We start from the raw sequence: 14,064 nt of genomic DNA on the forward strand, positions 1-14,064 counted from the left end.
ATTAAAAACCACCACTTCTTTTTGAAGTGATGGTCAAAGTAGTTATTTAATTATATTTAAAATGCAAAATTACCGTCTTTAAAAATTAAGACCTCTTTACCATCTTTAGTAGTTCCTGTAATATTTAAATCACTGGTACCAATCATAAAATCAACATGTGTTAAAGAATCATTTATTCCTTTTTCAAGTAACTGCTCTTTGCTTAATTTTAAACCATCTTTTATACATTCACCAAAACCTTTTCCAATCGCTAAATGACAAGCAGCATTTTCATCATACAAAGTATTATAGAAAAGTGTTTTCATATTAGATATTGCTGAATCATAAGGAACTAAAGCAATTTCTCCTAAATAATGACTACCTTCATCAATATTTATGATTTCATTTAATACATCTTTTCCAACTTCACAATCAAAATCTACAATTTTTCCATCTTTAAACTCTATTTTAAATTTATCAATTAAATTACCATTATAATTAAGCGGCATCGAACTATATACTACCCCATTAGTACCATTTCGATATGGACTAGTAAATATTTCTTCAGTTGGAATATTAGCAAAATAATAAACTCCATCATTATTATAACTTCCACCACCGGCAAATAAATAATCATCATTTAAAGTAACTGTTAAGTTAGTTCCAAGTGAATTAGTATATGTCAATGTTTTTAAATTTAAATCATTTAAATAATTAACGCGTTTTTCAAAACTATAACGATGTTGTTGCCACGCATCAATTGGATCATCACATGTAACTTTACAAGCTTTAAAAATAGCCTGCCATAAAGCTTCTACCGCTTCTTTATCTGACATATCAGGATAGACTTTATTAGCCCATTTTATTGAACTTGCTGCTGCAATACACCAAGGATTTATTCCTAAATCCATCCCATCGTAAAATGGCTTACAAGCCATTGCCACAGAACGAGACCACAATGAGATCTTTTTAGGATCAATTCCTTTTAAACCTTCAGGATCATTGCTTTGAATACTTATAATTGCAGCATTCTTTTTAGCATAATCATTTCTAAAATGTACAAACCATTCTGGTACTTTACCAAAATTATCGATATCTTCATATTCATATTTATACTTTGATACCACTTCATCATTATATTTAACTACTACTTCACTTGCCCCAGCAAGATAAGCTTCTTTTGCAATCATTCTTGCAAGCTTAGCATTTTCAACAGGAGCATCGATTACTACGATTTGACCTTTTTGAACATTAACACCAGCTTTAACAATCAACCTAGCATATTTTAATAAATTTTCATTAAATGACATCTTATCATTCATCTCCTTTAGTTTTTTGATATATTTTTTCTAGTTCTTCACTAGCTTCTTTAAGCCCTGAGTTAGCAGCTTTTTTCAAATATTCTTTAGCTTTAACCATATCTTTAGCTATCCCATCACCATAGCTATACATATATCCTAACATAAAATTAGCTTCTGGATAATCCAGGTTAGCCGCTTTAAAAAACATTTCAAAAGCAGTTTGTTTATCAACAGTTGTAGCAATTCCATAAAAATAACAACGTCCTAAATTAAATATTGCCGGTGCATAATAATCACTATTAGCTGCTGATAAATACATATTAAACGCTAAATTAGCATCTTTTTTACAACCCAGCCCATCTTCTAAATAAACACCTAACATATTTTGGGCTGGTCCATAGTTACTTTTAGCCGCTTTTTGTAAATAGCTATAAGCCTGTTGATAATCACGTTCGATAAACTCACCTTCATCTAAATATAAGGCTAGTCGATACATTGAACGAGCATCATTTAACTTAGCCCCTTTTTGATAATATTCAATCGCTCGATGATCGTCATGGTAATCAGAGTTTTCTTCGTAAATCAATCCTAAAGCATATAATGCCCCAGTATGATTTAACTTAGCTGCTCTTTGATAATAATCCATGGCTTTATCAATATTTTCTTCTACTCCTCGACCAATTTCATAAGCTAACCCTACTTGAAACAATCCTGGCGCATAATCATCATTAGCCGTTTGTAAATACAACTCAAAAGCTTTTTGATGATCTTTTTCTACCCCTTCACCATGGTCGTACAAATAAGCTAAATTAAACAAAGCACGAGGATAATTTATTTTTGCAGCCAAACGATAATATTTAATAGCCTGCTTTAAATCAACCTCAACTCCAATTCCAGCTTCATAACAATACGCTAAATTGCATTGTGCCGGCGCATACTGTAAATCAGCTGCTTCTTGATACAAAGCAACAGCTTTATTGTGATTCTGTTTTACTCCAGTACCACTTTCATAGCAATATCCTAAAGCTACCATTGCCTGAACATCACCTTGTTTACAAGCCTGACGATACCAATAAGTACTTCGATAGCTGGCATTTTTGATTTCAGGATGCCCTTCATAAAAATACCCTAACCAGAATTGGCCGCGTACATAACCTAATCTTGCCGCCTTTAAATAATTGTTTCTTGCCTGTTTTAAATCAACTTCAATTCCTAAACCATTTTCATAACAATAAGCCAAAGAAACAAAGGCTGGGGCATAATTAGCTTGACAAGCATGTTGATACCAATAAAACGCCTTAACATAATCTTGAGTCGTTCCCTGACCAGTTTCATAACAGTATCCTAAACGATGGGCTGAACGTTCATGACCCTGATTGGCTGCTTCTTCATAACATTTAAAGGCACGATAGTAATCCTGCTCCATTCCTTCACCAAATTCTAAACAGGTTCCAAGACAAAACAGTGCTTCACTATACCCTAGTTGTGCTGCTTCAATATAACATTCAACTGCTTTATCCATATCTGCTTGAGTTCCATGACCATATTCATAACAATATCCTAAATTACAAATAGCTCTTGCAAAACCAGCTTTTGCTCCGTATTGATACAATTCAAAAGCTTTTTGATAATCCTTGATACCACCTAAGCCATGTTCATATAAATAAGCTAAATTACAGCTAGCAACAACATTTCCTAAATTACTAGAACGCTGATAATATTTGCGCGCTTGAAAATAATCCTGTTTTAATGCTAAACCACGTTCATATAGATATCCTATTATACAAATACAATCACTATTTTCTAGTTCTTCACCTTTTTGAAAATACTTTAAAGCTTGTTGATATTGACGGCGATCAAATAATTTCAATCCCTCTTCATATAATAAATGCCCATTTAATTTATCTATATCAGTTATTTGATAATCATCATTTTCCAATAACAAACATAAATCCATTCCAATTATCATTCCTTGATTGTTTTCAATTAAATATTGTTCATAATCAAGAAATTCAGTCTGGTTAATATTATCAAGTCCCAATCCCGTTTTAATCTGCATCATGCGCTGTTCTAATTCTTCTAAATTATCATTTTGATTGTAAATCGTAATTACTTTGATATATGCTTCTTTTTCAGTTTCTATCCCTTGCGGCTTTACCTTAATTAATGCTTCTTGATCATGGATTTCTAATAGTTCATCAAACAACCATTGATTAAACAACGGTTCATAATTTATCATCCGATCTTTTATATCCATAAATTTGCTCCTTTAATAAAATAAGCAGATTAATTATCTGCTTATTGATCATTAATTACCCGAGATATTTCCTTAGAATACTTTCCTAATATCGCTGTAACCTTATTAGTTGTTTGAACAATTCCCGAAGCTCCTAAAGCCTTAAGCTTTTCATTATCAACTAAATTATCGTCATTTACAAAGAAAGTAACTTTAGAAGAAGTAGCTGTAGTTTCTTTGATATTAGACTTACCACCAACTGCTTCAATAATTTTATTAACATCAACAGGAATATCAGCTGATGTTACTTGCTTTGGACCTTTATTTTTCATTGATTTTATAAAAATATAAGCTAAAATAACAATAACTATAATTGCAATTAAAATATATGGTAAATAATTCATTAAAATAACCCCCTATTAATTATTGCTTAATTATAGTATACTATACCATGAATAAAAAAACTATCTTTTTTATAAGGAGGGATTTTGTGGAAGAAAAAGAAAAATCCGTAATCTGTAAACCTTTATTGATTGTTATTTTATTACTATGCTTTATTAGCTGTTTAGGAATCAAAAGTGCTACTCCTTTAATTACCGTTGGGAATCCAAGTACATATTGGATTAGGCAGTTAGTATTTTATGCTATATCTTTTGTTGTAATAGCTATTGTTTATAAAGTATCAAATGACCGGATCTATTCTTCTATGTGGATTATATATGGTATTTTAATGGTCTTATTAGTAGGATTAGCTATTGAACATTTCTTAATTACTCATTTTGGTATTTCGATTATACCCTTAGCCAAAAATAACAACGGGGCCACATCATGGTACAAATTACCAGGCTTTGACTTACAGCCATCAGAATTCATGAAAATTATTATGGTTGTGGTTATGGCTGATACTATTGATAAACATAATAATCGTTATTTAGTTCATGACTTTCATAACGATTTGATTTTAATTGGTAAGATCTTAGCAATTTCTTTACCACCCTGTATTCTAGTTTATCTTCAAAATGACTCTGGAGTAGCTATGATCATGCTTTCATCAATTGTTTTTATTCTCTTTATGTCGGGAATAAGAGCGGGATGGTTTATTATTGGTGGTATCATTGCTTTAGTTATAATTATAATCATGGTTTATCTTTTCGTTTACCAGCATGATGTTTTTGCAAGTATCATTGGTGGCGGTCATAAATTAAGTCGTTTTTATGGCTGGATCGATCCTGAAGGTACTTATAATGAAGAAGGTTATCAATTATTTAATGCGATGCTTTCATATGGTACTGCTGGTCTATGGGGATATGGCTTAGAGAATGCTGTTATTTCTTTACCAGAAGCCCAGACCGATTTTATCTTTGCTGTTATTTCTTTAAGTTTCGGTTTTATCGGTGGTGGTTTTACAATTTTAGTTATTTGTGCATTAGATGCAATAATTATCAGAATTGGTTTTAGAGCTAAAAATAATCGTGATAAATATTTGACCGCTGGAATTCTGGGACTTTTAATCTTCCAGCAGATTTGGAATATTGGTATGGTTCTTGGCTTATTACCAATAACCGGTATCACCCTGCCGTTTTTATCATATGGTGGTTCTTCATTATTATCTTATATGATCGCAATAGGAATTTTCTTAGATATGGAACGTCAGACAAGAATAATTGAAGGTAAAAAACGTTATTAAAAAGAGATGGTTAATATGATAATCATATTAGACCACCTCTTTTTTTATCTCTATTAATTGATTAGTATAAGGATGAATAAACGATAATTCAACACTATCTAAATAATATTTAATATCTATATTCGAACCATATAAACTATCGCCAGTAAGTGGATGATGTAAACTAGCTAAATGAACTCTAATTTGATGAGTTCGGCCGGTTTCTAAAACACATCTTACTTTACTTTGTTGATTACCACTTTCAATTACTTGAAAGTGAGTGACAGCTTTTTTACCAGTATCACTAATAATCCGTTTAACACTGTTTTCTACTTTAGCTATCGCTTTATCGATTGTTCCAAATCCTTCTAATTTTCCATCAACCAGGCAATGATAAACCCGTTTAACCTGTTTAATATCTTTAGAAAGCAAATAATGACTATAACGGTCTTTAGCCACTAATAATAGTCCTTGAGTATCTTTATCTAAACGATTAACTAAATGAATAGCAGCATTTATATTGTTTTTTCGATAATATGCACTTAAGGCATTAGCTAGAGTTTTATCTGGATATCTTCGAGTCGGAATACTTGGCAAACCGGCAGGCTTATCAACTACCAAATAGTAAGGATCTTCATAATAAATTTTTAAATTTATATCATATGAAGATAATTCATTATTTTCTAATGGCCATATCAATTCAATAATATCACCTTTATTCAAAATATAACGAACACTTTGATGACTACCATTGACTAAAATATCCCCTTTAGTTTTTATCGCCTTAATAGCCTTTTTACTTAGATTTTGTTTAAATAAAAATTCTCTTAATAAAATACCACTTTCACAAGCTACATATCTCATTCGCAAATAAACGCCCTTCTAATTCTTTGAATAAAAGACATTGATCGATATTCGATAAAATTAACTGTCTTTGTTGCAATACGAATTTCTATTTTTTCAACATCACTAAAATCAAAATGAAGATTATCAATTCCCATACTAACACATTTAAAATGATTGCTTTCTAATTTAATAACCCTATTGGCATCTAAAATCATACTTGCTCCTAAACTACGGTAAGCATTATGTTGAATTGGTGCTACTTCTGTTAGCTGCATTAAAGGAGTTCCAGGATAAATAACTGCCCCACCAATAGATTTATTATAAGCAGTTGATCCTGATGGTGTAGAAACACATAAACCATTACCCCTAAATACTTCTAATAGTTCATCATCAATATAAACATTAATTACCTGCGTAACAAAGCCATAATCAATTCGCATTTCATTTAACGCTAAATAAGTATCTTTTTTTCCATGACGATAAACACTTACTTCTAATAAATTACGATGATTGATTTTATACTGATTATTTTTAATTGCCATAATTAATTCATCTATTTCATCTTTTAAATAATCTGTATAAAAGCCTAATGTCCCAGTATGAACTCCGATATACCCCACATCTTGATTTAAATACTGGTGGACTGATGTTAGCATCGTTCCATCACCACCAACACTAATTACTAAATCAGGCTTTTCCTGATTATAGTTTGCAATTTCTTTTAGCCCATCTTTAATTTCTTGAGCTATTTTTTTTGATAATTCATCTTGTTTAGTTACTAATGCATATTGTATCATTGTTTTCACCAACCTTAGCGTTTATAATATATTATATACCAATGGAGGATACTATGGAAGAAAACTTAGAAATAGAATTTAAAATCTTAATTACTAAAGAAATATTTGATCAGATTATTAATGATCATCAAATTGATTGCTGTTATAAACAAACAAACCATTATTTATTACATCCTAGATTATCTAAACTAAGATATTCTTTAAGAATTCGCGATAAAAACGATCAATTTGAATTAACTTTAAAACAACCTCAAAAACAAGGCACTTTAGAAACAAATTTAATGATTGATAAAGAAACAAAAGAAAAAATCCTTAATCATCAATTAGTTACTAATGAAGTATTTGATAAACTAAAACCCTTAAATCTTAATAGCACTATGTTTATTACCGATTATAGTTTGACAACTACTCGTTATGAAATCAGCACCCCAGATGGTCTTATTTGTGTTGATTATAATGTCTATAATAATATTATTGATTATGAATTAGAATATGAAGTACTTGATTATAAAAAAGGTAAACAAGCATTTTTAGATTTCATCAATCAATATCACTTAGATTATTCTAGAAACTGTATGAGTAAAATTAACCGTGTAATAACTAGTATCCAAAATAAAAAGCAGTGATGCCACGATACATTCACTGCTATTTTTCACTTCGATAAGCCTCTTTAATCGAATCTGGATTGTTAACAAATTGCGGACAAGATTCGCTATTTGGACATTCTGCCAATTTACGTAATTCTCGAGGAATAAACACTCTAATCTCTTCAGCATTATATCCAACTTGAAAACGTCGTTCATCAATCATAATTGGTCGTTTTAAAACTGATGGATTAGCTTGAATGAATTTTATCAATTCATTGATTGACATACTATCTAAATCAATATCATTTTCTTTGATTATTTTACTTCTTTTAGAAATGATATCGTCTGTTCCATTTTCACTTCGCTCTAACAATTCTCTTAATTCAACTTCTCTAAGCAAGGTTGAAAAAATATTCTTTTCCACATAAGGAATATTATGTTCTTTCAGCCATGCCTTTACTTTTCGACATGATGCACAACTAGGTGCCGTGTAAATGCGAATCATAATATCATCTCCCTTACCTTTACTATTATACATTAATTTAATTTTTTTTCTATCCTTTTTAAATAATAATACCGAAAATAAGGAACTTGATCAGTTAATCAAGTTCCTCAATCATTTTAATAATCATACTTTTATCATAACCAATTTCCATCATTTCATTTAAAAATGTCCGGATTTTTTGATCACTAACTTCTTTTTTTAAATCATCAATTAAATTACTATCTTCACTTACATAACGACCCTGAGCTCGTTTACTATAGATTATTCCCGTTCTTTCTAGCTCGCTTAATGCTTTTTGAATGGTATTAGGATTAACACTATATACTAAAGCTAGCTCACGTACTGAAGCAATTTTATCACCACAATGATATTTACCAACAAAAATATCTTTTTTAATTTCTTCCATTACTTGCAGATAAATTGGTAAATTAGGATCAAATTCATTCTTCATTGTTTCACCTACTCTACTTCAATTTGATGATTAATCAAATAGACTGTTGCAATGTAGAAAATAACCGATAAAACTATACAAAGGGCAATTGACACTAACATATCATCACTAGCTATTGGTAACTTCATAAGAAGATTGGCGATTAAGATCCATCCAATAAAATAAAGGGCAATCCCTGATACTGTTTTATATTTAGGGACAAATTTTGTCTTTGTAAATGTTATAACTAAATAAAATGATAAAATTATTGTTGCCATAGCAATCATCGCGTTGACAAATTCCATTACAATATTACCTAAATGATCAACAATATAAGTAAAACTGTTTCTAGTAAGCTCTATAACCTCTAATAATGACACTTCACCAGTAGCCATTACTAAAATCATTATCCCAATCAATAAAACCAATGTACTAATAACAACCCAAATCAAACTACCAATTAATTTAGCACCAATTAAATTTTCCGTTCTAACCGGTAAAGTCAAAGTTAAATAACCAGGTCGTTTATACATTGAACGATTAAAACTGATAATTACATTTAAAAATATCGCAATAAATATTCCCGTAAAAGCTATCGCAACTAAAATTGACAATATATTACTGATAAATACTGGAACTAATGGTGTAATTGCACAAAGCATCAAAAAAACAACAAAAGTCAATAAATATTGGCGATATGATTCGATTATTTCATACTTTAATAACTTTAACATCTAAATACCTCCCGAAATGCTTCATCAATTGATTGTTTTCTTTCATGACGTAGTTGTTCAGTTTCTTGATGTAAGACAACTTTTCCTTCCTTTAAAAATACTACTTCATCAAAAATTGTTTCTAAATCACTAATCAAATGTGTTGAAATCAAAACCAAAGCATCTTCATCATAATTATTTAAAATAACATCTAAAATCACTTCACGTGCCGCTGGGTCAACTCCAGCAATCGGTTCATCTAAAATATATAATTTAGCTTTTCTAGACATTACTAAACATAATTGAAACTTTTCTTTCATCCCTTTAGATAAAGATTTAATTTTCATATTTGGTTCTAAATTAAAACGTTTCATCAATTCTAGACAATTATCTTTTTGGAAATCCTGATATAAATCACTAAAAATATTTAATACATCTTTAATATACATCCAATCTTGAAAATAATTTTCATCCGGCAAATAAGAAATAATTTTTCTAGATTCCACCCCAATTGGATTACCATCTACTAAAATATTACCTTGATAATCTTTTAATAGACCATTAATTATTTTAATCAACGTTGTTTTTCCTGAACCATTAGGACCTAATAAACCAACAATTTTACCTGATTGTAATGTTAAAGTCACATTGTCCAATGCTTTAAAACGCCCATATTTTTTGGTAACGTTGTCAATTTTCAACAATTCACTCATAACTAACCTCCTACTGTATTAATACACTAATACAGTAACACGTATTATGAATCTTGTCAACACTATTTCTTTACTAACTGGTTATAAAGTAACTCATGGATAAATGAATAGCCTATCTCTAATTTCTTTTTTAAATGTAAATATTTACCAATACTTTTTTCATCATTAATTTCTAATTGACTGCAAATTTTTAAAAACCGGTCATAATCTTCCACGTATATTTTATCTATCATATGTTCAACATACTGTTTTTTGATACGTTCATTGCGCGTTAAGCCATATTCTTTAAGCAAGCCTTCATCATACATATGATAATTAAATTTAGTAAGTGGCTGTTTTTTTAAATAGTCATTAATTAAATTACGCTGTTTCATCATCGTTAAAGAACGATATGATAGTTTACCATTAGAATTAATTTCAACAACAACACTATATTTACCATCACCGACTATAAAGATTCGATTAAAATATTTTTTTTCATATAAATTAATACAACCATAAATAAAATCATGTAATGTATCTTGATCAACTAAATAACCTTTTAGCCGCGAGATGATTTCTAAATCATCATCTTCATCCCATTCATATGGTTCTAAAAGTTCTTCATCTTCTTTAACCCAATTTACAATAATATCTTTCATAGTTTCCTCCCATATAAATATATGTTAATTTTGTTAAATCATGTTTTCCTATCTTTTTATTTTCAATTAAGTTATAATAATCGCGAGGTGAAAAGATGGAATTAATTAAAAATATCATTGTTTATAGTATCCTCGGAGCTATTCAAGGGTTTAGTGAACCTATCCCTATTTCTAGTAGTGGTCACTTAGTTATTTTTCAAAGTATTTTTAAAAAACTAGGATTAATGGTGCCAATAAACGATATTACTTTTGAAGTCATCGTTAATACTGGCTCTTTACTTGCAATCATGTATTATTATCGTCAACAAATAATCGGATTATTCATCGCGTTTTTTAGCTATATTTTTGATTCAAGAAAAAGGAACTATTATGAAAACGAATTTAGATATTGTGTATTACTAATTGTTGCAACAATCCCAGCTGCTATTGGTGGTTTTTTCCTTAATGATAAAATTGAGGCTGCTTTTTCTGCCCCAAAATTAGTCGGCTGTTGTCTTTTAGTCACTGCAATCTTTCTGCTTTTAATTCATAAATTTGGCTATCATGGCAAAAGGACTGCTCGTAAGATAAATCTTTTTGACGCTTTAAGACTAGGCTTTTTTCAATTATTGGCCCTGCTTCCTGGTATTTCCCGTAGTGGTGCTACTTTAACTGGTGGTATGTTAGGTGGTTTAACACAAAAAGCCGCTCGAGATTTTTCCTTTTTCATGTTTATGCCTGTAAGTATTGGAGCAATTATTTTAAAACTAGGTGACTTTTTTAGTTCAACTACATTAAGTACACTTTGGTTACCATATTTAATTGCATTTATTGTTAGTGGAGTTGTTACATATTTCTCTTTAAAATTATTATTTAAATTTTTAAGTAATAGAAAATTACATATTTTTTCAGTATATTGTTTATTTGTTGGAATCATATGTGTTTTATTCCTATAAAAAAATCCTACCAATATAATTATTGGTGGGATTTTTTTTATAAATCACTAATTTTAATGATCTGATTAAAATTAATTTCTTGATTAACTATTGTTAATCTTTTACATTCAAAATCAATTTTACTAACTAAACCTGTGCGTAAAACATATTCACCTTGATTATAATAAACAACCGTAACCATCATACCCGGCTGTACCTGTTTAATTTTCCAATCTAGTTCATCTAAAGCATCAGGGGCTAACTCAACTGGATCAACAGTTATTTTTTGTTTAGCCTTTAAATAATCTTTAAACCCTTTTAATGAATCAAAAGAAAGAAATAAGCGCGCTCGTTTTTCTAGATTATTCACCATTATGACCTCCAATTAATTTATTACGCTTTAAAGTAGTCGCCTTTTCTAATAAATCCATCCCTTTAAAAACAGCATTTTTCCCATAGCGTCCTTTAATATTAATTAATGCTTCTTGTAACTTACGTTCCTTTTCAATTTCTTGATAATCAGTAAATAAATCATAAGCTTCATATTTTTCATCAATTACACCTCCAAAACTAATTCCTAACCTTCTAATTGGACAGTTTAAATGTGTTGTTCGTTTATATAATGTTATAAACTCCGATAATAAAATTCGATAAGAATTAGTACAAACCCCTATTTTTAACGAACCACCAGTTGCTTTAATTTTTTTATTACTATAACCAACATATAAGGCAATATGTCTAGTTACTAAATGCTGCTCTACTAAATCAAGCACTTTTAACTCAACCATTTCTTTCATCGCTAATAATGCATCTTCATAACTATAATCTTCAAATAGAACCTGCGAGTGTGAAATCGAATTATTTTCTGGCTGATATTTTTTTATTTGGGCAATCGTTGTTGGTTCTTTACCCCAGGCATGATCGATTAAATATTTGGCATTAACTCCAAATTCTTGATATAAGATCTTTTCATCACAAAAAGCAACGCCTGCCATATCAAAAATTTGATATTTAGCCAATCGTTTAGCGATTCCCCTACCAACATGCCAAAAATCAGTGATTGGCTGATGATGCCAAAGAGTCTGCTTATAAAGAGGTTCATTTAAAATACCAATATTACTAGGATTATGTTTGGCACTAATATCTAATGCTACTTTACTTAAATATAAATTACTGCCAATGCCAGCGGTTGCTGTAATGCCGGTAGTTTCAAAAATATCATCAATAATCATTCTAGCCATTTGTAATGGCGTTTTACGATATAATTTAAAATAAGTGCTAATATCCAAAAATGCTTCATCAATAGAATAAACATGAATATCATCATCGCAGACATATTTTAAATAAATTTCATAAATATTAGCTGCATACTCCATATACAATTTCATCCGCGGTTTTGCAATTATTAGATCAAGATAAGATGGAATTTCAAATAAACGACAACGATTTTTTATTCCCAGCGCTTTTAGTTTTGGTGATATTGCTAGACACAAAGCCCCTTTACCACGCTCTTTATCTGCAACTGCTAAATTTACTTTAAAGGGATCTAAATTTCGTTCAACACATTCAACAGATGCAAAAAAAGTTTTTAAATCAATGCACAAATATACCCGTTTCAATCCAATCACCTCAATGCCATTATAGTATCCAAAATGTGCATATTCAAATAAATTATGCAATTGTGTGCTACTTATTGAATTGAAATCCTTTATTTTCCATTTATCTTCAGGTATAATTTTAATTGAGGTGACAACGATGGAGTTAAAACAATTTATTAAAGAGTATAAATCTCGTTATCATTTAACAAATCAACAAATCGCTAAAGAATTTGGCGTAACTCATACTACCGTTGGCCGCTGGTTAAACGGCTCTGTTAAATCATTACAACAAGAAACAATTGATAAAATGTCAGAGGTTTTAGAATTTGATGTTGGTTCGCTATTGAACGGAACTGCAATCACTTTAAAAAAACCGATTTTAGGAATAGCTAAAGGCGGATATGATTTATTTTTAGATAATAACTATCTTGGTGAGGAAAGAATCACTTTAGAAGAATATCATTTAGGTGACTATTTTTTAAAAGTAACTGGTGATTCTATGAAAGATGCTGGAATTGTTGATGGTAGTTTAATATATGTAAAAAGTCAAGATACAGTTAAAAATAACGATATCGCTGTTATTCAAATTGGTGATCAAGTAACAATTAAAAAATATTATCAAGATGATACTGGAATTACTTTGATAGCCTGTAATCCATCAATAAATGATGTTCATTATACTTTAAAAGAAGCTAATGATTTACCGGTTAAAGTTATTGGTAAAGTCATTTTTGTAAAAAATTATTTTTAAAAAAAGATAGAATTACAAAATTCTATCTTTTTATTTACAAGCAATTACTTCAACTTCAATTAAAGCACCCTTTGGTAGTTTTCCTACCTCAACAGCACTTCTTGCTGGAAATGGCTCTACAAAATATGTTGCATAAATTTCATTTACCGTATTAAAATCTTCCATGTTATCTAAAAATACTGTTGTTTTTATAACATTAGAAAAATCCAATCCTTGACTTTCTAATAATCCTTTAACATTCTTTAATGCCTGATGCGCTTGTGCTTCGATTCCTTCTGGCATTTCATTAGTTTCTGGATTTAATGGGATTTGTCCTGAAAAGAAATATAAATCACCAACATTAATTCCTTGACTATATGGTCCAATTGCTCCTGGAGCTTTATTTGT

At 29.9% G+C, this 14,064-nt stretch carries 17 protein-coding genes; 4 read left to right on the forward strand and 13 right to left on the reverse strand.

Going from position 1 to position 14,064, the window contains the following annotated elements; translation table 11 throughout:
* Positions 1-56: 56 nt before the first annotated feature.
* The 3 genes from B5E92_RS02900 to B5E92_RS02910 are packed head-to-tail and all read right to left on the reverse strand — an operon-like array spanning position 57 to position 3,920.
* Positions 57-1,289, reverse strand: a complete 1,233-nt coding sequence (locus B5E92_RS02900) for an aminopeptidase (RefSeq protein WP_087299033.1) — start codon at positions 1,287-1,289, stop codon at positions 57-59.
* A 4-nt stretch (positions 1,290-1,293) separates the two neighbouring features.
* On the reverse strand, positions 1,294-3,537 hold the full coding sequence (locus tag B5E92_RS02905; RefSeq protein WP_087299035.1) for a tetratricopeptide repeat protein: 2,244 nt from the start codon (positions 3,535-3,537) through the stop codon (positions 1,294-1,296).
* A gap of 41 nt (positions 3,538-3,578) precedes the next feature.
* Positions 3,579-3,920: a PTS transporter subunit EIIB gene (locus B5E92_RS02910; protein ID WP_087299037.1), complete on the reverse strand. Its 342-nt coding sequence runs from the start codon at positions 3,918-3,920 to the stop codon at positions 3,579-3,581.
* Between the two features lie 86 nt (positions 3,921-4,006).
* Between B5E92_RS02910 and B5E92_RS02915 the strand changes: the two genes are divergently transcribed.
* Entirely contained in the window at positions 4,007-5,203 is a 1,197-nt protein-coding gene (locus tag B5E92_RS02915; protein ID WP_087299039.1) for an FtsW/RodA/SpoVE family cell cycle protein, read from the forward strand.
* 27 nt (positions 5,204-5,230) lie between these two features.
* On the opposite strand, the gene B5E92_RS02920 is transcribed toward B5E92_RS02915, so the two are convergent.
* Together B5E92_RS02920 and B5E92_RS02925 are read right to left on the reverse strand one after the other, a co-directional pair.
* Complete coding sequence (locus B5E92_RS02920) at positions 5,231-6,046, reverse strand: RluA family pseudouridine synthase (protein WP_087299041.1); 816 nt, start codon at positions 6,044-6,046, stop codon at positions 5,231-5,233.
* The gene (locus B5E92_RS02925) at positions 6,043-6,825 is read right to left on the reverse strand and encodes an NAD kinase (protein WP_087299043.1); all 783 of its coding nucleotides are present in this window, start codon (positions 6,823-6,825) and stop codon (positions 6,043-6,045) included. Before B5E92_RS02925 ends, B5E92_RS02920 begins: the two co-directional genes overlap by 4 nt.
* A 53-nt stretch (positions 6,826-6,878) precedes the next feature.
* Here B5E92_RS02925 and B5E92_RS02930 point away from each other — a divergent pair, with 53 nt between their 5' ends.
* Positions 6,879-7,451: a CYTH domain-containing protein gene (locus tag B5E92_RS02930; protein ID WP_087299045.1), complete on the forward strand. Its 573-nt coding sequence runs from the start codon at positions 6,879-6,881 to the stop codon at positions 7,449-7,451.
* Positions 7,452-7,470: 19 nt separating this feature from the next.
* Here the strand turns inward: B5E92_RS02930 and spx are convergent, their stop codons facing one another.
* From spx to B5E92_RS02955, 5 genes are all read right to left on the reverse strand, one after another.
* On the reverse strand, positions 7,471-7,917 hold the full coding sequence (spx, locus tag B5E92_RS02935) for a transcriptional regulator Spx (protein WP_087299047.1): 447 nt from the start codon (positions 7,915-7,917) through the stop codon (positions 7,471-7,473).
* A 94-nt stretch (positions 7,918-8,011) separates the two neighbouring features.
* Positions 8,012-8,368, reverse strand: a complete 357-nt coding sequence (locus tag B5E92_RS02940) for a GntR family transcriptional regulator (RefSeq protein WP_087299049.1) — start codon at positions 8,366-8,368, stop codon at positions 8,012-8,014.
* Positions 8,369-8,376: 8 nt separating this feature from the next.
* Positions 8,377-9,081, reverse strand: coding sequence for a hypothetical protein (locus tag B5E92_RS02945; protein WP_087299051.1), 705 nt, complete (start codon positions 9,079-9,081; stop codon positions 8,377-8,379).
* A complete protein-coding gene (locus B5E92_RS02950) occupies positions 9,075-9,773 on the reverse strand; it encodes an ABC transporter ATP-binding protein (RefSeq protein WP_087299053.1) in 699 nt (232 codons plus the stop codon). Before B5E92_RS02950 ends, B5E92_RS02945 begins: the two co-directional genes overlap by 7 nt.
* Positions 9,774-9,835: 62 nt before the next feature.
* Entirely contained in the window at positions 9,836-10,414 is a 579-nt protein-coding gene (locus tag B5E92_RS02955) for a hypothetical protein (RefSeq protein WP_087299055.1), read from the reverse strand.
* A gap of 95 nt (positions 10,415-10,509) precedes the next feature.
* Between B5E92_RS02955 and B5E92_RS02960 the strand changes: the two genes are divergently transcribed.
* Complete coding sequence (locus B5E92_RS02960; RefSeq protein ID WP_087299057.1) at positions 10,510-11,349, forward strand: undecaprenyl-diphosphate phosphatase; 840 nt, start codon at positions 10,510-10,512, stop codon at positions 11,347-11,349.
* Between the two features lie 37 nt (positions 11,350-11,386).
* Here the strand turns inward: B5E92_RS02960 and B5E92_RS02965 are convergent, their stop codons facing one another.
* Positions 11,387-11,698 carry a YolD-like family protein gene (locus tag B5E92_RS02965; protein ID WP_239406376.1) on the reverse strand — a complete coding sequence of 104 codons (312 nt, stop codon included), beginning with the start codon at positions 11,696-11,698 and terminating at the stop codon, positions 11,387-11,389.
* Positions 11,691-12,947, reverse strand: a complete 1,257-nt coding sequence (locus tag B5E92_RS02970; protein ID WP_087299061.1) for a DNA repair protein — start codon at positions 12,945-12,947, stop codon at positions 11,691-11,693. The genes B5E92_RS02965 and B5E92_RS02970 overlap by 8 nt, the downstream gene beginning before the upstream one ends.
* Before the next feature lie 136 nt (positions 12,948-13,083).
* On the opposite strand from B5E92_RS02970, the gene B5E92_RS02975 reads away from it, so the two are divergent.
* Positions 13,084-13,677 (forward strand): LexA family transcriptional regulator, encoded by a 594-nt coding sequence (locus B5E92_RS02975; protein WP_087299063.1) that lies wholly within the window; start codon positions 13,084-13,086, stop codon positions 13,675-13,677.
* Positions 13,678-13,707: 30 nt separating this feature from the next.
* Here B5E92_RS02975 and B5E92_RS02980 read toward each other — a convergent pair.
* The coding region (locus B5E92_RS02980) for a RidA family protein (RefSeq protein WP_087299065.1) at positions 13,708-14,064 on the reverse strand (357 nt) is incomplete at its 5' end.

The organism is Erysipelatoclostridium sp. An15 (assembly GCF_002160675.1).
Lineage (GTDB): Bacteria > Bacillota_I > Bacilli_A > Erysipelotrichales > Coprobacillaceae > Thomasclavelia > Thomasclavelia merdavium.